Raw genomic sequence first — 23,129 nt, 5'->3', positions numbered from 1 at the left:
CCGGACCCGAGTCCACGGCGATCCCTGCGGAGTTGTCGAGGCATGAGTCTGTGGTCGCTCGGACCGTCGGCCGACGCATCTGCACTCAGTCGGGAGAATAGTGCAGGCATCATGATCAGGAGGACAACAAAACATGAGTGACCTGAGCGGCTTTGTCTGGAGCATCGCGGACCTGCTTCGCGGCCCGTACAAGCCCAAGCAGTACGGGAACGTCATCCTTCCGTTCACGGTCCTTCGGCGTCTCGAGTGTGTGATTGAACCCCATCGGAACGTGATGAGCGAGGTGCTTCGCAAGGCGAGGAACGACACTGCTCGTCGGTCGTTGCTCCGACAGGCAACGCGGAGTGAAGCGGACCCCGGCCTCACCTTCTGGAACACGTCGTCGTACACACTTGCCAAGGCGTTGCAGGATCCAGAGAACCTGGCCGCCAACCTGATCGACTACATCAACGGGTTTTCTTCGGATGTCGATATGTTCAAGCATTTCGGGGAGGACGGCTTCGAGCCCACGATCCGGAAGCTGGACGAGAACGGGCTGCTCGCGCTGGTCACACGTGAGTTTGCGGAGCTCGACCTCAGTCCGGCAAGAGTAGACAACGCCGGAATGGGTGACCTGTTTGAGCACCTGATCTTTAAGTTCGCTGAGGCGTCCAATGAGGAGGCAGGTGACTTTTACACTCCGCGGGACGCAGTTCAGCTCCTTGTCGATCTCGTCTTTTCCGAGGATACGGATGGGCTTCGCGGTCATGCGGTGCGGAGTGTATATGACCCAGCAGCTGGGACCGGTGGAATGCTCTCGGTAGCCGAGCAACACGTCAAGTTGATGAACCCGGATGCGGAGCTGCGGCTTTACGCGCAGGAGATCAACGGCGATTCGTACGCGATTTGCAAGGCGGACATGCTGATCAAGGGCCAGGACATCGCGAGCATCGCTAAGGGCGACACGCTCTCGTCTGACCAGCACGAAGACCGGAATTTTGACTACGTTCTGTCCAATCCTCCGTTCGGGCAGGACTGGAAGAAGTCGGAAGTGGCGGTCCGTAAAGAGAACGCCGGCCAGTCCTTCCAGCCCGGTGTGCTTGAGCAGCCCTTCGTGGGTCGGTTCGGCCCCGGCTTACCTTCTGTTAGTGACGGCGCCATGTTGTTCCTCTTGCATGCCATCTCTAAAATGCGGGCCGTCGACGAGTTTGGCCGGGGAGGACGTGTGGGAATTGTCCTGAACGGCTCGCCACTGACCAATGGCGCAGCAGGTTCGGGGCCGTCTAACATACGCGGATGGCTCCTGGAGAATGACCTTGTGGAGACGATCGTCGGGCTCCCGAACGACATGTTCTACAACACAGGAATCGCAACATACCTGTGGATCCTGACGAACACGAAGACTGATGAGCGCCGCGGACGAGTGCGGTTGGTCGACGCGACGGGCTTCGGCACGAAGATGCGAAAGAAGCTTGGCGACAAGGCCGTTCAGATCAGCGAGCGACACCGCGATCTGATCGTTAAGGCGGCAGCTGGCGGGGAGAACGAAGTCCCCTTCAAGGACTTCGATGTCCTGGACTTCGCGTACTGGAGCGTCACAGTGGCGCGGCCGTTTCAATGGCGGTTCCAAGTTTCGGAGGAGCGCGTCCAGGCGATCGAAGCCGCGGCGAACACTGAGGCAAAGACCGGCAAAGTTCCGAAACCATCGCTCGGCGATATCAAGGGGCTACCAAAGGCGCTTCGGGAGTTCGGCGACACCGTCTACCTGCACCGGGAGACATTCCTTGCGGCGCTCGACTCGCATCTACAGGACGCCGGCGTCACTCTGAGTACAAGCCAACGCAAGAGCCTCTGGCAGTCGCTTGGCGAGCACGACCCGAAAGCCGAGGTCGTCTCGAACAAGAAGGGTGTACCGGAGCCGGATACAAGTCTGCGCGACGCCGAGATGGTGCCATTCGGTTGGGGCGGCCACGCCAAGCATCATGACGCTCGAGATGAGACGATTGCCGCGTACTTCGAGGCGGAAGTGGTCCCGCACGTCCCTGACGCGTGGATCGACAAGTCTAAGACGAGGGTCGGGTACGAGATCCCATTCACGCGCCACTTCTACCGCTACTCACCACCTCGAGCTCTCACATCGATCGACGCGGATCTGGAGAAATCCGTCGCGCGGATCCTCGAGATGCTCCGCGAGGTCGAAGGATGACTGATCCTGCCTCGTGGCTCACTGGAATACCGCGTGGCTGGGAGAAAGTCCCACTAGTGCGGCTAGCTCATCCCGTGAAGCGAACCAACAACGTCAACGCTCGGCTGCTATCCCTGTACCTCGGCGAGGGAATCATTCCCTATAAGTCTGAGCGGGTCGTTCACGCTACCAGTGAGGACACCTCGGACTACCAGCTAGTGGAGGCGGGAGATCTGGTGATGAACAACCAACAGGCTTGGCGGGGGTCCGTCGCCGTGTCGACGATGCGCGGCATTGTGAGCCCGGCATACATCGTCTGCCTGGTTTCCCCGCGGCTTGACCCGGCGTACAGCCGCTACATGTTTTCCTCGTCCGGCGCGACATCCGCGTACGTGGTTTCCTCACGCGGGGTGGGCTCAATCCAACGCAACCTTCATTGGCCTTGGCTGCGGTCCCAGCTGTTTCCCGTGCCGCCGCGACCCTCGCAAGTCGCGATCGCGCGCGTCCTTGATCAGGAGACCGCGCAGATCGATGCGTTGATCTCGGAGCAGAACCACCTGGTCTCGCTTGCAAAGGAACGCTTGCGAGCGGTTCTCGATTCGGAGTTTCAGCGAGAGCAGGGCAAGCGTCGAACCACCGTGCGCAGAACGCTCACCAAACTGACGCGGCCGCCGAAGATGGCAGCGGGAGTTATCACGGCTTACCGGGACGGTGTCGTCACACTGCGGTCTAACCGCAGGGAGGACGGCTATACGTTCTCCGACACAGAGGCAGGCTATCAGGGAATCGAGAAGGGCGACCTGGTCTTCCATGCTCTGGATGGGTTCGCGGGTGCCGTGGGTATTTCCGACAGCGACGGAAATGCGACCCCCGTTTATCACGTAAGCGCCCCGTCGACGGGAGACGACGCCGAGTATCTTGCGCTGCTCCTTCGCTACCTCGGCACATCGGGTTTCCTCGCGGCGCAAGCGCCGAACGTGAGACAGCGAAGTGTCGACTTTCGCAACTGGACCACGTTCGCGAATGTCCCGCTGACGCTCCCGCCGGTCTCGGACCAGCGACGGTTTGTCCGCGAGTTCAGGCATTATGAGTCACGAGTGCACGCCCTCATCGCTGAGACCGAGCGCAACGTGGCTTTCGCAAGGGAACGCCGCGCGGCATTGATCACCGAAGCTGTAACGGGGCACATACCGATCCCTGGAGTCCAACTTTGAGTCTTGTAGATCCCGCGGCCGAGCTGGCGCTTGAATCCTTCATCGCTGGGTATCTCTCGACGCACGGATGGCTTCGTTCCGAAAACTCGAAAGGTTATGACCGCAAGCGCGCGCTCTTTCCGGAAGACGTTTTCGCTTGGCTCGAGGAGACCCAACCGGCGGAGCTCGCCAAGGTGGTGAAGGTCGGGTCATCGTCGGAGCAGAAGGACCGCGATCGGCTGCTAGACCGGCTTGTCCAGCAGTTGGATGCTCCGATGACGAGCGGCGGCGGCTCTCTTAACGTCATTCGTCAGGGGTTCAAGCACGTCAATGCAAAGTTCAAGATGTGCCAGTTCAAACCCGCGACGACACTGAACACCAAGACGGTCGCTGACTACCGGGCAGTGCGCCTCCGCGTTATGCAGCAGGTCACATACTCTGCGAAGCCCGAAAACAAGAATCGTCTCGACCTCGTGTTCTTCGTGAATGGCGTTCCTGTTGCAACTGCTGAGCTGAAGTCGCAGTTCAAGCAGGATGCGGAGGCAGCCAAGAAGCAATACCGGGAAGACCGCGACCCGGCAGGCGAACCGCTGCTCGGCTTTGGAACACGAGCGATCGTGCACTTTGCGATGGACGATGACACGGCTTGGATGACGACGAAGCTTGGCGGCGGGAGAACCGTCTTTCTGCCCTTCAACAAGGGCACGGCCGACGGCGGCAAGGGAAACCCCCCAAATCCAGCGGGCCACGCAACCGCATACGTCTGGGAGGAGGTCCTGCAACGCGACGCATGGCTGGGAATCCTCGGGAGCACCGCCTTCCTCCAGACAGATGAGAGCGAGGACCCCACAACGGGGAAGAAGAACAAGACGACAAAGCTGATGTTCCCTCGGTACCACCAGTGGGACGCAGTGCGGCGACTCATTCAAGCGGTCCGAGAGGAAGGTGCTGGTCTTCGGTACCTCATCCAGCACTCTGCAGGTTCCGGCAAGACAAACACGATTGGCTGGCTGGCGTATCAGCTCGCTCGCCTTCACCGCGACGACAACGAGAAGATCTTTGACAAGGTCATCATCGTTTCTGACCGCCGTGTCCTAGACCGGCAACTTCAGGACGCAATCAGACAGATTGAATCCGGCACGAACGCGCAGGTAACTGTCATCGATGAACGGGCGGCGCGCGCCGCTGAGGGCTCGAAGCGCAAGGCTCTCATCGATGCGTTGAAGGGCAAGAGCCTCATCGTGGTAGTCACCCTGCAGTCCTTCCCGATGGCCTCCAGCATCATTGCGGACGAGCTCGCGGAGGGGCGATTCGCGGTCATCGCGGACGAGGCGCACTCATCGCAGTCTGGAAGCGCTGCGGTCAACTTGAGAAAGGCGCTTGCGGCAGGCGACATCGAGGTGGAGATTGCCGAAGGGCATGAGATCTCGCAGGAGGACGTGCTCAACGCACAGCTGGAGAGGCTCGCGAAGCTGCGCGCAGAGGCACCAAACATCTCGTACTTTGCCTTCACTGCAACGCCGAAGAACAAGACTCTCTCACTCTTCGGGCGGCGCGATCCAGCAGACTCGGAAGCTCTCCCACATCCTTTCCACCTGTATTCGATGCGGCAGGCTATCGAAGAGGGCTTCATCCTTGATGTGCTCCGCGGGTACCAGTCCTACAAGACCGCATTCAAGATCGAGCAGGCAGCCGGCGCACAGTCCAAGACAGTGGACTCGAAGACAGCACTGCGAAAGATCATGCGGATGGTCAAACTCCACCCGACCAACATCGGACAGAAAGTCGAAATTATCGTCGAACACTTCCGGGCCAACGTCGCCGGGCTGCTCGACAGTCATGCCAAAGCAATGGTTGTTACGGAGTCGCGAGTGGCCGCTGTGAAGTACAAGCGCGAGATTGACGCGTACATCTCCAAGAATGGGTACGACTTCAGGACGATAGTTGCCTTCTCCGGCAAGGTAAATGACCCTCAGGAAGGCGTCGTCGACGAGACCGAACACAGCATGAACCCCGGGCTGGGGGCGGATCTCGCAAAGGAATTCCGTAGGCCTGAGTATCGGGTAATGCTGGTTGCGGACAAGTTCCAGACGGGGTTCGACCAGCCGTTGCTCTGCGCCATGTATGTCGACAAGAAGCTCGAGGAGGTCTACGCCGTCCAGACCCTGTCGCGGCTGAATCGGACCTATGTGTCGGCTTCCGGCGAGGTCAAGGATTCGACCTTCGTCCTCGATTTCGTCAACGACCCGCTTGATATCCAATCTGCATTTGAGCCTTATTACTTGGAGGCTCGGGTCACGGATGAAACGGACCCGAACGCGGTTCATGCGCTGGCTGCGAAGCTCGTTCTGTCGGGTATCTACGATCTCGACGAAGTGAACGCATTTGCCATGGCTTGGTTTGGGGGTGGAGGCAACGCCGCACTCTCAGCGGCGATCAAGCCCGCAAAAGATCGCTTTGCGGAGGCATACCAGGACGCTAAGGACGCTGGTGATGACTCTCGGCTCGAAGAGCTCACGATGTTCCGGAAGGATGCAGCGAGTTTCGTGCGCCTCTACGACTTCATGTCGCAAGTGATCGACTACGGCGACACCGACCTCGAGAAGCTCAGCGTGTATCTGCGCCATCTGGTCCGAGTAATCGAGATCGAGCGGCTTCGGAGCGACATCGATATCTCGGACGTTCTTTTGAAGACCGTCACGCAGATCGACAAGGGCAAGGCCGCGCTCTCGCTGACTGGTACAGGGACGGTGGGAGGCGGCATGAGTCCGGGCGGCGGACTTGTTCGCCCAGTGGAGAAGCCGCTGGCGGAAGTCATTCAGCAGATCAATGCCATGTTCGCGGGCGAATTGCCACCTGACGTGATCGAAGGGTTCGTTAACCCGGTCGTTCGTAAGGCGCTTGAGTCGAAGGGAATCAAGGGTCAGATAAGCACCAACGCCCTGGATCAGTTCCTCAATAGTCAAACGCTCCGCGAGGCGCTTGTTGATGCGTCACTTTCGACGGAGACCGACGTCAACCGGCTAATTGAACTCATCACGGGCGAGGGCGAGATAACCGATCGGCTCATAGAGGTCCTTGGGCGCTACATGTACGAGCAGGAGCAGTCGACGCCGGAGTGACCGTCGGGCGGTGACCGCGCCCCACGAAGCTCGAGCTCTGGTTCGGCCGGCGCCCTCACCTAGACGGAGCATGCGGAGTCGCGTGAACAGCAGCCTCCTCAACGGATCTGCGGGGCCTTTCCTGTTGCCGCCGAGACTGAGCGCGACCCTTCTCATGGTCAGTGCGTCAGCGATGTCGCGTGCGTCCCACACCGATCGGGCGAGCCGGTCGGGTTTGGTGACCACGAGCGTGTCACCTTCCCGGACGGCGGCGAGCGCTTCATGCAGCCCGGGCCTGGCCAGGTTGGTGCCGGTAAGCCCGGGATCGACCCATAGATGTTCGAATCGAGGACTCCCAGTGGCAGCAGTGCGTCTCGCTGCGAGGTGAGGTCTTGATCCGCTGTGGAGACCACCCTGGCGTAGGAAAGCAGTATTCCGTTCATGCCGCCGACGGTGCCACCGTCAGCGGCGATGCCACTAGGTTGGATCGCTAGTCGGGCTATGAACGGTTGAGAGACGTGGCCAAGCAACACTACCCGCGCGGCAGTCAAGGTGCTGTACGTGTCTGCGTCTTGCTAGCGAAGCGCGTCCTCGTACGCGGCCAGCCACACGCCACAGGTCATGCGTCGAGCGTGAGCGGCGAAGGCAAGCTTCGCAAACCATCCGCCGAGAAGAACGCTCCCGACAGCCAAGACCCATGCGATCGCGACTCCAAAGTCCGACAGTGAGGATATTGAGCTGATGAGAATCGCCATTGCGGCGAGGAGGATAGCGACGACTGCAGACGGAGTCTCGGCGCCGTTCATGCTGTGCGCACGGAGAGCGCCGAGTACTGCGAGACGCATATTCGGAAAATCCTTGGTGCCCTCGACGAATGCAGTAACACGGTCGACATCCAACATCTCGTCGGGGTCGCCGGGGAGGTACTGCTTCGCCTGCTCCAGCACACGATCGTTCACATACGGCACGGCAGAGGAGACCAGCGGTGAGCGAGATTTCGACATGTGCGAATCATCCCTAAGCCCACCGACATTGGCGACCCGCGCGGGGTCGATCTCCGCGACGGTGAGGTGCGGGCCAAGAGTGAGCGCCGTTGGTGGATCCCTCTTCACCCAGAAACCGAGACTGTCTGCGGCGATTCTTGCAGGCGCTGCGGTCTGGCGGCGGGTGCTGTCGCCGTCGGGCAATAGCCTGATCGTCATGATCACCCCTCGAGGCGCGTGGACGCTGACATGACGGCTCCTGAGATCCGGTCGCTCTCGAACGCCGAGGTCACGCAACTTCCCGTAGATCGTCTGGCGCTTCTGGTTCTGCAGGACGCGCTGCGTGTGAACACGTGGAACTGGCGAAACTGGGCACTCGGATTCGCTCAGGAGCGACCGCGGGACGGCCTGCAAGATGCTCAGAATGCGGTCGCCGAGGCATGGGGGTGGTTGATGGCGAAAACCCTCATCTCGACGAAGGGCAACTCGTACGACTTTCACGACTTCTACGTGACGCGCGCTGGCCGTGAGGCGCTTGAGCGTGGTCTGCCGTACGTACGCACGGCAATTCGCCTCGACGTCGAGTTGGTCCAGCAGCTGGAGCATAAAGTGCGTCCGCAATTCCTCCTCGGGGACTTCGAGCTGGCCGCCTTCGCCGCCATGCGAGAGGTAGAGATTGCGGTTCGTGAGCAGGGGGGGCTTGGCACGGATCTCGTTGGTGTCCCTCTCATGCATAGTGCGTTCCGCGAGGGCGGACCGCTTCACGACCCCGAGGTGCACGCTGCTGAGTCCAAGGCCCAGATGAACCTCTTCGCCGGCGCGATGGGGCTGTTCAAGAATCCCGCCTCGCACCGCCGCGTCGACTATCAAGACCCGGGCGAAGCAAGCGAGGTCATCCTCCTCGCCGACCTGTTGCTCCGGATACTGCGCCGTCAATCGGACGACGCAAAGGCTCGGTGACGCGATGCTGACGATGGAGGCACGAGATCGTCAGGAACTCACCAGCGGAGTGCTGCGGGTGGTGCTCGCGTCGCAACGATTGATGCGTGAAGCGTTGGATCAAAACTCGCCCCCGACTAACTCTTGGGCGGGAACCATGGCCGCCGATCCGCTCGACGACGAGCCGGGCTGGGACCGGAACCACCCTTTCCAGACGGCACGACTCCAGCTCCGCACTACAACTGAGTCCGCCTGCCAGCACGGGCTCTCGCTCTTCGAGTTGAGCCGTTCGAAGCGTGAGTTGGCAGTGCCGCTCGCGACTGTGACACGCGGAGGTATCGAAGCGCTGGGACGGGCATTCTGGCTCATCAACTCGACGTCGATGCGAGAGCTCGTTAGCCGCGTAGCGTCGCTTGAGTACTACGACATGGAGTACCCCTCGAAGTACGGCCAGAAGCTTCGGCGGTTGCCCGTCGAAACCGAGCCGACCATCTTGGTGAGCGAGTACCGCGCTGAACTCAAAGCCTGGCTCGATGCGCGCCGTATCCCGCTCGTGAAGAAAGGCACGACAGGACTCGCGACCGATCTGCTCGAAGTCTCGTACGGCGATGGACGTGTCGTCTACTCTGACCTTTCCGCCGCCGCACACGGCCAGGGCTGGGCTACTGCCAACTTCTACAGTTTCGAGACCACCCGTCTTCAGCGAGACGACGAGATGCTGCTGGCCTACTGCATGTGCTTCATCGAGTCGATGCGGACCGCCTCCGTGCGACTCGCGCGGGCGTTCGGAGTCGCGGCGATTGACATCGACCGGTGGCGCCAGGCGATCGATCAGGTTGACGCAATGATCGGTGAGTTCGTGAAGCCAGCTCCGGACCGCGCTGAGCGCCGCGCGGCGGCTGAGAACCCGGACCACCAGCAGGGCGTTGTGAAATAGACGACGCGTAGGTGACATTTCGAATCGACTGTTCATACTCAGTCATCCGCTCCTCGACCTCTAACCGACCCGGGGAGTGGCGAGCAGAGGTTCGGGTGCGCGGCGACTCCGCCTGTCACCCGAGCCTTGCCACCTACACCGACTACTTCGAGACGCTCGTGTGATCAACGGTGGCGCTCAAACGGTCCGAGACGCCATGGGGTGCGCGTCGTCTCAGCTCGTTCGGGGTCGGTGCGCGCGCCCTGGAGCAATGCACGGAAGTGGCACGTCCTGTGCGGTACCGCCCCGCTCACTAGCTATCCCCACGCGGGCAAAGAACGAGGACGGCTCACGAGCGAAGCGTCGGGTCAGCGGGACATGATGATGACGTCCTGCGTGGCGGTGGCGACGGCAACTCCGTCCTTAACAATCCACGCCTGCACCCAGTGAGCGCCAGGGAAGTCGCTGGTCTCACGGATGAGCTCGCCGCGCTTGAGGATCTCGCCACGGAAGGCCTTCCTGCTGGCAGCCTCGGGTCCGGCGTTGCGCACCTTCCAGTACACGTCGTAGGGGCCCTCCACCGTGCAGTCTGTGATCTGGAACTCAAGGGCCCGGCCGATGGGGACAAGGTTTCCATTCGTCGCCAGTGGACGGAAACGACCTCGTCCCTTCTTCGTCGGCGACATCTTCCCGACGATACGGAACGTCGACGTGGGATCCCGCCGCTCCGGGAAGCCGTACTGCTCGGTCAGCGTCTTCTCTCCGGGAACCATCTGATGCTCGTACGTGGGCAGAGTGGCTGTGGCGGCCGAGGCGGACAGGACGAGAGACGACGTCGTGCTCGCACCGAACGAGTCCCCGAACAGCTTCTGCCACTTCTCGATGCTGTCAGATGCTTCAGCGTCAAGGGCTTCGCGAGCGAGGCGCGCCCACCGCCTCAGCTGGCTCTTGAGGTTGTCGAACCCTGTCTGGGTGAGACGGTCCGCGAGGTTCTGGCCGATGCGGTCATCCACCCACGGTGGGGCAGAGTGCATATCGAGGTAGTCGCGGAGGTCTTCGAGCAGGGCAGTGAAGGTCGTCGCGACGTTGCCGTAGTCATCGACTCCTGCGAAGCTCTTCACCCGTTCGGCCAGCAGTGCACCGAGTACAACAGAGGGGCAGTCGATGGAACTGCGGTCGCGAAGCCACTTTCCAAGGCGAATGACGCGAATGAGGTGGCCGTTGGTCGTGCTGTTCTGCTCCTTGAGCCAGCGCGTGAACTCCGTCGGGTCCTGGCGCAGGAACTCGTTCTTCGTGCGGTGAGTGATGTACGTCCTGCCGTCGGAGCGCTCCAAGAACGGTACGACGTCGATATGGAAGCTGTTCGCGAACTGGATCGTCACGCATCGCTTGCCGAGAACGGTCTTGTCGGCGTAGCGCGGCACTGCGTCGAGCGCCTTCTTGAGTTCGACGGTGTACTTCTTCGGTTCCCAGTCCACCTGTTCGACCATCGGCAGGAGGACGTCGGCGTCGAAGTCGTTGCCGGAGAGCGGCTTGATGATGGTGCCGTGAGCGAACGAGCCCTGCGGGATGAGGCTTCCGTCGAGCTTGTCCTCGAGCAGCGTGCTCTCCTCCAGCGCCGAGTCCAGTGAGGACGTACGGGTGTGGAGCAGGTCGAGACGAGTCTGGTTGAGATTGACGTGGTCGCGGAGGAAGAGGTTGAACTCCTTGATGCGCGCGGTCATTCGCTGACCTCCATCGCCGCCTCGTAGGCATCATTCGCGAGCTGGTACACGACGATGGTCGGCTGCGCGGCCCGCATCCGATGCCGACCCATCGTGATTGCCGCCGGCGCGGGTACAGCGGCGACCAGGTGCAGAACGCGTGCGCTCGGAAGCTCGTTCTCGATGCGCGCGAGCGCGTCCCTCCACGCAAGTGCGAACGACTCCAGGGCTGCCCGGTTGCCGGTAAGGTCCGGACGCGGCGGCTGGTCTCTCGGCGTGATGGTCACCCTCGGGAGAGTTCTCAGGTGGTCGGGGAGACGCTCTTCCTTCACGGGTGCGCTCAGCTCGACGAGGACTGTGACTTCCGTCGAGTCGCCGGTAGGGATAACGGTGTCGAACACGAGGGCGTCATCGCCTCCGTCAGTCCACGCCCAGGCGGTCACCTCATCGGTGCGCTTCCGGGCGAAGAGCCGCGTCTCCGTCTTGTCGTCGAGCTTGGAACCCAGGTAGACGAGCGACGGGATCGGGGCGAGAGCGAAGATGCTGAGCGACTCGACGTCGCCGGCGGCCACCGCCTCCGCGATGCGCGCCGCGAACCGGTCGATCTCCGTTCGATGAGCGTCCCACGCCCACCCGTCGCCGTCGTTCCCAGAGAGGTGGATGGTGAAGGCCCCGTTGCGAGTGTCTTCCCCCATGCCCGTGTAACCGTCGCGACGCAGCGCCTCCGCAACTTGCGGAAGCGACACCGGCGCTCGTGTTCCACGGATGGCAGCGCTCACTGTCACGACGGATGTGGGCCGCAAGGTTGCGAAGTCGGTGACTTCCCGCACCCGCTTCTCATGGAGCAGCTTCTTGGCGGTCAGGAACTCAACCGTGTACTGGTCGCGGTAGGCCTTGTCGTCGATCCTCTTGTGGCACGAGTAGCAAAGCAAGATCAGGTTCTCTTCGAACGCGCGCTCGTCGGCGGTGAGGGTCGAATAGCCCCGAGGCGACTCAGCGCCCGACCCCGCACCGACGATGTGCGCAATCTGCCCGTTGGGGATCGAGTGCCAGGACCAGTCGGTGGCGTCCAGGAGGTACGCGGCGCAGAGCACGCACCGTCCCGCCGCCTTGGCCCAAAGGCGCAGCCGCGTGCTCTCCGGTACATCCTTCCGAAGCACCGCAGTGTCGCGTTCCGGAACCTCGATAGGCTTCTTTGTCAATTGTGTCGTCATCATGCGCCGCTCCCCGTGCGGACCGAAGCAGGCTGACGTGTCGGCCTTTTCGCGGGCAGAGCGAGAGCACTGTCATCCCAGCTGCGCACTCGACGGCTGCTCTCCACCCCGGATCTCGAGATGGTCCTGCTTCGGGGACCTAACAGTACATATGGGTACCGACATTCGATAGCACCACAAGAGCGGATGGATACACGGTTGTAATTCGAACTGAGCCTGTCTCTGCACTGCGCGGGAACCCGCTAGCCCGCTAGCGGGTCCCTTCACGGGCACTGCCCGCGAGCAGGCCTATGTGACCAGCGCGGCGCGTCCGAGGTGCCGAATACACTCGCGCCATGACGTCGCCTCGCCACACAGCGGAGCAGCTGGCGGCATTCATCGGTGACGGTGAGACTCGCTTCATTGCGGCGAGCTACCGCGATTCAGATCGCGCGGGCGAACTGTTCGTGATGCCAGACGGCGAGGCAGCGATGCTGCGCACTTTCACGCGCGTGAATCTGCGATGCCTCATCGATGACTGCTCAGCCCCAGACATCATCGCCGTCTCACGCGAACGCCGCCGGGACGGCTTCAGCCACCGCGCCGGCGGCGGCGCGCACGCACCCGAATCGGTCAACCACCTGCAAGGCAAGGCAGTTCTCGCGCTCTGGCTACGATCGCAGCTGCCCGACTGGAAGGTCCAAGTGGAGGGTGCGACTGACACGCAGCGCAGCCGAGTGGCAGATGTGCTCGCAACCCTGCCAGACGGAAAGCGGGTCGCGTTCGAGATCCAGTACGCGCCGCTGACCGTGGCGGAGTGGCGCGAGCGACACGCATCGTACGTGTCACAGGGGATTACGGACGTCTGGCTCTGGGGGCACACCCGCCTGCATCGATCGAGATCGTCCCACGATCCGCCAGTCCGGCTCAGCGATGTGCAGGACGAGGTACGGCGAGCCGGGCTTACAGTTCATTGGCTCAATCCAGACACCGCGGAAGTCGCGACCGCCGTGACGCGGCTACGCAGCGACCATCTCGTGTCAATTGAGGATCGGTTCGGCGAGGTTGTCGTGCAGAAACTAGATGAGCTTGGGCTTGCGCCCGACGGATTCACCTCCGGCGAGCTGAGTAGCATCGCGGCCCTCACAGGACGCTGGGATGCGGAGAAGGAGCTAGGGCGTGTCGAGCGTGAGCGGCGGCAGGCCGAAATGGCAGCGCAGCGGCAACGCCGTGCCGCTGAACAAGAGGCGCAGCGTGCCATGGCTATCGCACCGAAGCCGGACCGGACGGTACCGACTTCGCGGGCGCCGGATGGAACGCGTCCGTGTCGGGTGTGCGGGAAGCCGGTTGCGGCCTTCCTCGCTTCGGGCATGCACATCGGATGTGAGCCTGGCTTCTGGACCGGACCTCGGCCCCGACGCTGACATCACGCGCCCGCCGTCGAGATACGGGGACGATCCCTGAGCGGGCAGTGCCACCATAGCTTCGCGGCCAGCAAATCGACGGTTCGGGCAAGTTTCGTGATTGGGTAGGTGCGCGCACCGGAAGCGCCTCTGCGGATCTTTCGGAGCACCCGCTTCGAATGCCTGGGGGCACTGTAATGGATCGGCAGTATGAGGGCTCGAGTGGCGTGGAGCGGTTCTGGGCCCCACAGACTACTTCGCCGCCCCTCACCGTGGAGGGCTGGCTCCAGGAGCAGAACGGCCCAATCTGGCTGCGTTCGACGGAGCCCCTCATGCGCACCGAGGAACTCAAGTCGAAGCGTTGCCTTGTCCTGCTCGGTAGCCCGGGCATGGGAAAGTCCAGGGTTCTCAACGACCCTGTTTCACTAACTCCAGACCATGCGGATCAGGTCGCCGTCACTTTCGATCTCGGCGTCTGTACGACCGACGTCTTTGTCCATCAGCAGCTGTTCCAGCACCCTCGCATAGTTGAGTGGCAGGGCGGTAAGTCCACGCTCGTGCTTGCGTTGGACGGTCTTGACGAGGGCTTGTCGCGAATACCGACCCTGTGGCGACTGCTGGCCGACTGGCTGGGCCATGCGGACCGCGAGCGGCTGTTCTTGCGGGTAGCCTGTCGGACCGCCGACTGGCCGACATCTCTGGGAGCGCGCCTTTCGGACCTGTTTCCAGAGCCAGTCATCGTCGAGCTCCTACCCTTTCGCCGGAGCGACGTCGCACGAATTGTCGACGCGCAATCACTCGATGGTGACGCCTTTGTCCGCGACGTGGAACGGCATGGTGTCTCGGCCCTGGCAGCACGCCCTTTGACCTTGCGCCTGCTGACCGCAGCGTTTTCCTCCGAGGGAAAGATCGCAGAAGGGGGCGCGCAGGTTTACGCCCGCGGATGCCTTGCTCTTGCGGGTGAGGCAAATCAAGAACGTCGCGACTCGGTGTCGTCAGTGGTGTCGGAGAAGTCATTGATGGAATCCGCCGAACAGTTGGCAGCCTGCACACTGTTTGCCGGGACCCCTACCTTCTGGATCGGAAACCCCGTCTCAAGGCGTGCCGATGATGTCGCGATCGATGATTGCTTCCGCTCAGACGACGACAGCGGGCGACGCGCAGCCAAGGCAGTGCTGCACTCGGCGCTCTTCTCCGGCGCCGGCGAGGCCCGCCTGCGGTGGTCCCACGCGACGTTCATCGACTACTTGGCAGCTCGGTGGGTGATCCGGATGAGACTCACCGACGAAGATGTCGAAGCGCTATGTGTATCGACGAGCTCGCGGATCTTCAGCCCGGTCAGACAGATGGCTGCATGGCTGGTCGCACTCGAGTCGACGAGGTTCGAGTGGCTAATTGACGGAGACCCGACCGCGTTCCTAACTAGCGTTGACCTTCCAAGCGAGAGGCTCCGGGCGAGGCTCGTCGAGCACATGCTGAGGGATCTTAGAGCCGGTCGTGTCTACGACGACTGGACCTGGGCCCTCGGTGGTCTGGCACATGCTCACTCGGCCGAACAGTTGCGGCCCGCGATTCAGTCCAGGGACTGGTCACTGGTCGACTTTGCCATTCGGGTGGCTCGTGCATGCAAAGTGGTTGAGCTCGGCGACGCGCTGGTCGCGGTCGTTGCAAATCCTGACGCACCGCGGTCCATTCGGACATCCGGCGCGATCGCAGCCCGTGAGATCGGTATCCAGGCGAACGCTTCCGAGCTGTTGCCCCTCCTTACTGACGGCTCGCTTGACGACATCGAAGACGGTGCGGAGCTCTGGGCAGCCATAGCGTGGTTGTTCTGGCCAGCTGTGCTGGACACTTCTTCTGTTCTACGCATGCGCCCTCCGAGGCCACGCGAAAGCTTGCTCGGGATGTATTCGATCTTCATGCACGAGCTTGCCGCGGCACTGGGATCAGACGACGTGGCGGCCGCGACTGAGTGGGCCCAAGCTCACACCGCTGACAAGCTCACAACGCATGAGCGGGTGCTCGACTCGGCGATAGTCAAGGTATGCATCGATCACCTGGACGAGCCTGGAGCGCGCGATGAGCTGAAGCGTCGGGCCGCACAACGCAGTCGTACATTCGAGCCGATCTTCGGCGACGACGTGCCGGTCGGAACGCTCCCCGAGGATGTTCGGCACAGACTCACGCACGTCGTTGCTGAGGGCGCTGACGAGGACCTCGCATACGCCCTCGTGACCCGGCACAACGGAACCAACGGCGCCCTGCTCAACGCTGATGACTTTGGATGGATCCTGAAACAGCTCGATAGTGGCCCGAAGTCGAGCATCAGTGCACTTGGACGAGCCGCAAGGTACCTGTTCAATGTCACGGATTTCGATCACGTTGACCGGGTGCTTAGTCTCGATCCCGGCGGACCGGCGCATAGATTCTTCGAGGACCTGCTGGGTGCTTGGGAGCTCGAGTCGGCGGAGGCGATCGCGGCGCGGGAAAGGTGGCTGGAGGAAAGATCTCGATGGTCCGCAATTGAGGCGAAGCGCAACGAAGGCAACGGTTCGTGGGTGGATAGGCGAATCGAGGAGCTACTCGCCGACTTCGAATCTGGCGATCTGAGTGCCTACTGGCAGGCATCGAGGCTGCTAACTGTCCGTCCGGGAACCGACCGATACTTCGACGAACTCGAGCCTGATCTGACAAAGCACGACCGCTGGCAGTCGCTGTCCGCAGGGTCGCAGGAACGATTTCTTCGGCAATCCATGGACTTCCTCGTCGGAGGTGAGTGTGAGCGCACCAGCTGGTTCGGCCAGTCCATGCGCCACTTCCCGTCCGAGGCCGCGTATCGAGCACTCACTCTGTTGCTTCACCTCGCGCCTGATCAGCTCGAAGCCGTTCCGCCACGTGTTTGGCGAGAGTGGGCACCCATCATCATCAGTTGGCCGGCGGTGACGAACGGGGCTGATGGCGCTGACAAGACCGCATTGATCTCCCTCGGCGCGGATCATGCCCGAGCCGAACTGGAGAGCTGCCTTCTAACGCTGATCGACAAAGCCATCGGAGACAGTGAACCCGTGTTTCTCCGCACCGAGCTCGCCGCGCTACAAAGCCGGCACCTCGCGGAGGAACTGCACGCGAGAATCGATCAGCTTGGCGACTGGGGCGGGCAGGAAGCTCTCCTGGACTTCCTCCTGAAAGCGGCGCCTGATCTTGGACAAGCCACCCTTGAATCCTGGGTTCAGGATTCGTCGATCTCTGAACATCCGTCCCGTGCAGCTTACGCCGCACTCCGACTGCTCCAGGAGTTCGGCGTTGCTGCCTGGTCAAGGATCAGCCAACTGATGACGGACAACAGCGAGTTCATGCGCTCAGTGTTCTTGACTGCACGACTCGTCTACGATCACCGCGTTCCCCCACTCGAGGAGGCGCAGCTCGGTGAGCTCTGGCTGTGGCTTGAGGAGGAGTTCCCTGCAAACGAGGACCCCGATTTCGATGAAGTCCACACAGTTGGGCCCCGCGAGACCGTAGGTAGATTCCGGGACGATGTTCTCGGGCGGCTTCGTACAACACCGAGTGATGCCGCAGCGGAGGCAATCCGCTCGCTATTAGTCCGTCACCCCGGACGGGCCAGCCTTCAGCGCGCCCTCGTCGATGTTGAACGCGCAGCGGCTGATGCCGTGTGGCGACCAATCAGTTGTGATGCGCTTCTTACTCTGGCGCTCGAGGATCGGCGCACGTTCATCCGGAATGAACGCGACCTCTGGCTGCAAACGCAGGCGGCGCTGGCTGGGATTGCAAGCCGACTTCAGACGGACACTCCACTCGCTCACCTCCTATGGGACACATACTCACATCGGCCAAAAACGGAGGACGAGATCTCGGACTTCCTCCTGCATGAGCTGCGCGAGCGATTAGCTTCCGCAGGCGTAGCCGTAAATCGCGAAGTGCCGAGCCGCAGGAACGCGCCGAGCGGGTTGTCCAATCGTCCAGACCTCCGAGTCGAGGCACTCGCGGTGTCCGCACCTTCGGGTACGACGCCCATGGTGCTCCCCATTGAAGTGAAGGGCTCGTGGCATGCCGACGTCCTAACTGCGGCGACCTCTCAACTTGCTGGCGGCTACATGCCTGACCTTGGCGCGCGGTATGGCGTGTTCATCGCCGTCTGGTTTGACGTCGATTCTTGGGACTCGACGGATAGTCGTCGACGCGCTGGCAAACGATTCCCCACAGCGGCCGCGCTGCACGACGCCATCAAATCCGCTCTGGGTGCCAGTGGTCAAGCGGATGGAGTCGCGATTGTGGTGCTCGACGCGTCGATTCGGTGGTCAGTTGGCTGATGTTGGGGAGCGAACTGCTTCCCGGGGAACTCTCGCCAATGAGCGGGCGTACGTTCAGGAATAACACCGGATCGAATAGCTCGCAAGCCGGTCCTTGAGTGCAACGACTGACGGCAGAGGAGCCGGCTGGTTAGTCGATCGGTGAAGTGTTCCGCAGTGGGCCCCGGGTAGGGTCTGCGTCGTGGATGAATTCGAGCAGCCTCGCTGCCCTTCGTGCGGGACGGTGCTTCGTGACGTGCGAGGCGGCTACCGGTGCGAAGAGTGCCAACTGCATTACCTACCCACCGTTGGCGCCGAGCGAGGCAAACGGGAGTAGCCCGCGCTGCGCGAGGCGGCCGCGTAGCCGGCGCGGATGTGAGAGTCGGCTGCAGATGTTCGTCGATTCCCACCTGCAGTCGGCGGGATTCGAGTGGCGAGTGCATGTCGGGACAAAGACGGGTATAGCTCACAAGCCCCGCCCGTCAAACCGCCCGATTGAGGAGGCGCATCTGACTCACGTGACTGCGCGACGCCGACCGCACGGAAGAACTCTGATGCAACCCACAGAGGGACCGATGCACGCAGGCACTTCTGTGAATCTATGTCATGGTAGTGCAAGATCGCGTAGCCTGTGGGCATGCGCGGGGGCTTGGAGCGGTGGAAGCGGGGCGTTGATTCGGGCGGCGTTCGATCCGCGATCGCGTATGCGCTGAACGGCGGCTGCGACGCGGCGTCCCGCCTATCGACCGGCGCTGCAGCGCTCGCCGCGTACGGCGACTCGGGCTCCGTGACGGTGACACGCTTCACCGTCACTAACGAGGTCACAGAGGTTGACGAGCTGGATCGGGAGCAGCTTGCCGCGTGGGTGGATGGTTTCGATCCGCTCACGAGGGAGCGGCGGGGTCGTGACCTGTCAGCGCCGAACGCGGATCTGGTGCTGGATGGCACCATCAACGCACCGAAGTCGTACAGCCTGGTGTCGCTACTGCACCCCGAGCTCGCAGGCGAGTTCGAAGCGTTGCAGGACCGGCTCCGGGATCGCATCATCACCACCTGGCAGCGGGAGCTCAATGCGCGCCGGGGAGCGGGTGGCCGCATCCGGGAGCGGTTGCACCAGGTGGAGGTCGTTGAGCTTCAGCATCGCCGCTCCCGTGCACTGGACCCGCACATCCATCGTCACTTGTGGTTGAGCGTGAAGGTGCTGGGGGCGGACGGTGTCTGGTCCAATGTCGATTCCCGGGTGGCGATGAAGCTGCACACGTTGATCAATGCGGAGGGGGATCTCGCTGCCCGCACCGACCCCGAGTGGATTGACGCTCTCGCCCGGCACGGGTACACGCTCAACGCCGACGGGGAGGTCGCGGAGGTGGCGCATGCGGTTCGTGCGCTGTCGCGTCGCTCGAACCAGATCGAGGCGAACCGTGCGGTTCTCCTCGCGGCCTGGCGGGCCGCGCATCCCGGTCAGGAACCCAGCCGCGACGTCCTCCAGCAGCTCGACCGTCGTGCCTGGGCGCAGGGCCGCCCGGGCAAACCCAAGGACCTTCGCGAGGACCGGTGGGAGCTGATGATCCGCGACGAGCTCGCGACCATCGACCCCGCCCTCCTCGCCGTGCGTCCCCCCGTCACGCTCGAGGCGATGCCCGCCGGGGACCTGGACATCGAGATGCTTGCCGCACGAGCGGTCGTTGATGCGGACGCGCGCTCGTCAGCGTACGGCGGACGGTTCAGCATGTTCGATGTCCGCGCGGGCGCGACTCGGGCGGTCGCGGCAGCCGGGGTGGTCGCGCCCCGCGATCAGCTTCAGGTGGTGGTCGACGCGGCCGTGAACCGTGCCCTTGGGCACACCGTTGACCTGCTCGATGAGGACCCGCAGCGGCCGCAGCACGTGAAGGGCTATATGGCCGTGATGACCGCGGCGCTGAAGGTGGAGTTGGCGCGCAGGTTCGAGCTGCTCAGCGCCCCCGGCGCGCCGCTGTCGGTAGACGCCATGATGCTCGTTGCCGAAGGCGAGCTCCCGCCCGGGGCCGTTCTCGATCCTGGGCAGGGCCGCGCGGCCGGAGCCATCTCGGGTACGGACCGTCTGGTCACCGTGACTGGCCCCGCCGGCACGGGCAAGACCACCATGCTCCGGGTCGCCCATGCCGCGCTCGCGCTGCAGCAACGCCGCATGATCGTCGTCGCCCCGACCAAGAAGGCAGCGACCGTGGCCGGGCAGGAGATCGGGGCAGTCGCATCCAGTGTTCATGCGCTCCTCGCCGACCACGGGTGGCGATGGGGCCGGGACGCCGCCGGCGCGGCCGAGTGGTCACGCCTCGCACCCGGCGACACTGACCCCAACACCGGACTCCCGTATACCGGTCCCGCCCGCTACGCCGTCTACGAAGACGACCGCATCGTGATCGACGAAGCCGGCATGCTCGACCTCCACACCGCCAACGCCCTCGCCGCCCTCGCCATCGAAACCGGCGCAGGGCTCGCCATGGTGGGCGACCACCTCCAGGCAATGCCTGTGGGTCACTCCGGCGCCATGGCGACCATGGCACGTCGCAGCGGCACCGTCGTCGAACTCACCGCCGTCCACCGATTCCACGATCCCACCTACGCGGCACTCACGCTCCGGCTGCGCGAGCCCGAGTCACGGGAGGCGGCGCTGGAGGTTGCGGCGGAACTCGATAGGAGGGGACTCGTGCGCCGAGTTGATGACTTCGCCGGCGCCACCGACCTCATGGTCGAGGGCTACTTCCGGTGGGCTGGCGAGCGCAAACGGGTCGCTCTGGTAACCAGCACCAACGAGGAAGCGGATGCGGTCAACGAGAGCATTCAGCAGCGACGCCTCGAGCTCGGAGAGCTGAACATGCAGCGGGTCGCCGTCGGTCGCGGCGAGCAGCGCCTTCTTGAGGGCGATGTCGTCCAGACTCGCCGGAACGATCGAAAGGCGGACGTGGAGAACCGAGCGCTGTGGATGGTCCGTCGCATCCGCCCCGACAGTGTCGACCTGGTGAGCCTGACAGACAGCGCCGACTTCCGTCGAGTCTCCACCGACTACGTCGCGGAACACGTCCACCTCGCCTACGCCTCCACCGTCCACGGTATCCAGGGCGAAACGACCGACGCCGCGATCGTCGGTCCCGGCGTCGACGCGTCCGGTCTCTACGTCGGGATGACCCGCGGGCGGACCCACAACGAGGCGATAGCGATTTCGCGGACACAGGACGCCGCGATCGCGGCGCTCGCCGACAGCATGACCCGCGGAGTTCCGGAAGTGACCATCGACGACTCTCGCCGCGCCGCGACCATCGAACTGCAGCGCGCCGCGCGTCCCCAGCCGGACACACACACAGGCCCGCTCGCGTCACAGGGAGCCCCCATACAAAGCAGGACCCCCACCCGCTGACAAGCCGATGAGCGGGCACATTGACTCGGCACCCAAGCGTGGGATTCGGAGCTCGCGAAGTCCAGTGTCTGCGACCGTACGGTAGCCGTCATCGTCTATAGACATGGCCGCGGGTCGCTCTGCGCCGCCCGTTCGGCGGCACCACGGTCACCGATCGGCTTGCGCCGTCTTTGCTGCAACCTGTTGTCGACGCAGGCTCGGTGGTTGAATCTCTTGATGAAGCCTCGCGAGAGCCCGGCCGGCGACTTTGACTACGAGGCGTTGGGGTCGTCGTACGCCTCGGTACGCCGGAGCGATGCGCGGCTTGAGTCATTGGTGCGCGACGCGTTAGGTGAGTGCCGCACGGTGCTCAATGTGGGCGCGGGTGCGGGGTCGTATGAGCCGGTCGACCGGTACGTGGTGGCGGTCGAGCCGTCGAGGTCGATGCGTGCGCAACGGCCTCAGGGCGCGGCGCCCGCAGTCGACGCGACCGCCGAGCGGCTGCCTTTCGACGAGGAGAGCTTCGACGCCGCGATGGCGGTCATGACCGTGCATCAATGGCAGGACGTGACGCAGGGGCTCAAAGAGCTGCAGCGAGTCGCGCGGGATGCGGTCGTGGTGATGACTCTTGACGCGCCGGCGCTCCGCGACTTCTGGCTGACCGATTACATCCCGGAGGTCGTCGATGTAGAGGTGACCCGGTTCCCTCCGATCGAGTTGATAGCGCGCGTGCTGGGCGGGAAGGGCTGGGCGGTTGATGTCGCGCCGGTGCCCGTGCCGCGCGACTGCACCGACGGATTCGGGGAGGCGTTCTATGCGCGTCCTGAGGCGTTCCTCGATCCAACGATCCGCAGGGCGACATCGGGCCTCGTGCTCTCTCCGCCCGCCGCGGTTGAACGCGGCATCGAACGCCTCCGTGAGGACCTGGCTAGCGGCGTATGGGACAAAGAGTACGGACTTCTCCGCGCCCTCCCGCAACGGCGTGGCGCGATCCGACTGATCACGGCAACTCGTATCCAACGATAGGGAGCGAGCTTCACCGGGTGTTGAACACGTGCGTGAGTGCCTCTCACAGCAGTAATGGCCACGACGGCGCGCACGTATTCTGCTCACCGCCGAGCCCGGCTCACCCGACCATCACACACTGAAGCTGCTTGGCACGTGGGCGGCATCCCGCGCAACGCCGGCAACACCTGCAGGGGTGCTCCGCACCCGCGCCCCAGGACCGGCCGAGAACGTGACCGACTCCTGACCGCCGACAGCAGCGGCGATCGACGCCGGTGTGCTCTGGAGACGTGGTTGCGGGCAGGAGTACGCTGACTCCTGCCCGCAACCTGTGGAGATGGGTCAGCGTGCGATTCCAGCACCGGCGTACGAGGCCGGTGTTGCTACCGGCCCCGAGGCGTGAGCTTCGGGGCTGTTAGCTTTTGGGGAGCGGTCGACGGTGACGCCGGTGAACTTCAGTGATGCGCCGACAGTGTCGGCGACGACGTCGCGGGTTTCGCGGGTCTGGCCGGTGTCTTTGTCGGTGTAGGTGCCGAATCGAAGGTCGCCGGCGACGACGACGGTGTCGCCCTTGTGGAGCGAGTCGGCGACGTGGCGGGCTTGCTGGTTGAACACCACGACGCGGTGGAACACCGTGCCGGCGTCTTCCCATGTCCCGGTGGTCTGGTTGAGTCGGCGGTCGTTGACGGCGACGGTGAACCGGGCGTACTCGTTGCCGGATTCTCCGGCGCCGTGTTCGGGGTCGCTGGTGAGGTTCCCCTCGATGGTGACCGGGATTCTGGTTGTCATCCTTCTTCCTTCCTGTAGGAGACGCGGGTGCGTCTCAGTGCGCGTGGCTCTGGGTGATCC

The 23,129-nt window shown here is 63.2% G+C and carries 14 protein-coding genes; 9 read left to right on the top strand and 5 right to left on the bottom strand.

Annotated elements, in window-relative coordinates:
* Window positions 1–133 precede the first annotated feature (133 nt).
* The 3 genes from NFR93_RS13455 (at window position 134) to NFR93_RS13445 (ending at window position 6,479) form a co-directional block, all read left to right on the top strand.
* Window positions 134–2,185: a type I restriction-modification system subunit M gene (locus tag NFR93_RS13455; protein ID WP_251454156.1), complete on the top strand. Its 2,052-nt coding sequence runs from the start codon at window positions 134–136 to the stop codon at window positions 2,183–2,185.
* A 74-nt stretch (window positions 2,186–2,259) separates the two neighbouring features.
* On the top strand, window positions 2,260–3,378 hold the full coding sequence (locus tag NFR93_RS13450) for a restriction endonuclease subunit S (RefSeq protein ID WP_251454153.1): 1,119 nt from the start codon (window positions 2,260–2,262) through the stop codon (window positions 3,376–3,378).
* Entirely contained in the window at window positions 3,375–6,479 is a 3,105-nt protein-coding gene (locus NFR93_RS13445) for a type I restriction endonuclease subunit R (protein WP_251454150.1), read from the top strand. The genes NFR93_RS13450 and NFR93_RS13445 overlap by 4 nt, the downstream gene beginning before the upstream one ends.
* On the opposite strand, the gene NFR93_RS16125 is transcribed toward NFR93_RS13445, so the two are convergent.
* Together NFR93_RS16125 and NFR93_RS13435 are read right to left on the bottom strand one after the other, a co-directional pair.
* Window positions 6,381–6,746, bottom strand: a complete 366-nt coding sequence (locus tag NFR93_RS16125; protein WP_502846304.1) for a recombinase family protein — start codon at window positions 6,744–6,746, stop codon at window positions 6,381–6,383. The genes NFR93_RS13445 and NFR93_RS16125 overlap by 99 nt on opposite strands.
* 287 nt (window positions 6,747–7,033) lie before the next feature.
* The gene (locus NFR93_RS13435) at window positions 7,034–7,666 is read right to left on the bottom strand and encodes a hypothetical protein (protein ID WP_251454147.1); all 633 of its coding nucleotides are present in this window, start codon (window positions 7,664–7,666) and stop codon (window positions 7,034–7,036) included.
* A 24-nt stretch (window positions 7,667–7,690) separates the two neighbouring features.
* Between NFR93_RS13435 and NFR93_RS13430 the strand changes: the two genes are divergently transcribed.
* Window positions 7,691–8,401, top strand: a complete 711-nt coding sequence (locus NFR93_RS13430; protein ID WP_251454140.1) for a TIGR02391 family protein — start codon at window positions 7,691–7,693, stop codon at window positions 8,399–8,401.
* Between the two features lie 4 nt (window positions 8,402–8,405).
* Entirely contained in the window at window positions 8,406–9,317 is a 912-nt protein-coding gene (locus tag NFR93_RS13425; protein ID WP_251454137.1) for a hypothetical protein, read from the top strand.
* Between the two features lie 347 nt (window positions 9,318–9,664).
* Here NFR93_RS13425 and NFR93_RS13420 read toward each other — a convergent pair whose 3' ends face one another.
* Window positions 9,665–11,020 (bottom strand): SMODS domain-containing nucleotidyltransferase, encoded by a 1,356-nt coding sequence (locus tag NFR93_RS13420; protein ID WP_251454134.1) that lies wholly within the window; start codon window positions 11,018–11,020, stop codon window positions 9,665–9,667.
* Window positions 11,017–12,216 (bottom strand): SAVED domain-containing protein, encoded by a 1,200-nt coding sequence (locus NFR93_RS13415; RefSeq protein ID WP_251454131.1) that lies wholly within the window; start codon window positions 12,214–12,216, stop codon window positions 11,017–11,019. Before NFR93_RS13415 ends, NFR93_RS13420 begins: the two co-directional genes overlap by 4 nt.
* Window positions 12,217–12,548: 332 nt before the next feature.
* Between NFR93_RS13415 and NFR93_RS13410 the strand changes: the two genes are divergently transcribed.
* The 4 genes from NFR93_RS13410 (at window position 12,549) to NFR93_RS13395 (ending at window position 22,301) form a co-directional block, all read left to right on the top strand.
* Window positions 12,549–13,616 (top strand): competence protein CoiA, encoded by a 1,068-nt coding sequence (locus tag NFR93_RS13410; RefSeq protein WP_251454128.1) that lies wholly within the window; start codon window positions 12,549–12,551, stop codon window positions 13,614–13,616.
* Between the two features lie 311 nt (window positions 13,617–13,927).
* Entirely contained in the window at window positions 13,928–17,923 is a 3,996-nt protein-coding gene (locus NFR93_RS13405) for an NACHT domain-containing protein (RefSeq protein WP_251454125.1), read from the top strand.
* 616 nt (window positions 17,924–18,539) lie between these two features.
* Window positions 18,540–21,296, top strand: coding sequence for an AAA family ATPase (locus NFR93_RS13400; RefSeq protein WP_251454122.1), 2,757 nt, complete (start codon window positions 18,540–18,542; stop codon window positions 21,294–21,296).
* 216 nt (window positions 21,297–21,512) lie between these two features.
* Window positions 21,513–22,301, top strand: coding sequence for a class I SAM-dependent methyltransferase (locus NFR93_RS13395; protein WP_251454120.1), 789 nt, complete (start codon window positions 21,513–21,515; stop codon window positions 22,299–22,301).
* Between the two features lie 321 nt (window positions 22,302–22,622).
* Here the strand turns inward: NFR93_RS13395 and NFR93_RS13390 are convergent, their stop codons facing one another.
* Window positions 22,623–23,069 carry a single-stranded DNA-binding protein gene (locus NFR93_RS13390; protein WP_251454117.1) on the bottom strand — a complete coding sequence of 149 codons (447 nt, stop codon included), beginning with the start codon at window positions 23,067–23,069 and terminating at the stop codon, window positions 22,623–22,625.
* Window positions 23,070–23,129: the final 60 nt, after the last annotated feature.

The organism is Microbacterium sp. Marseille-Q6648 (genome assembly GCF_943181415.1).
In the GTDB taxonomy this organism is placed as follows: Bacteria; Actinomycetota; Actinomycetes; order Actinomycetales; family Microbacteriaceae; genus Microbacterium.
The sequence above is the reverse complement of the archived record's forward strand: the minus strand, read 5'-3'. Positions and strand labels throughout refer to the sequence as shown.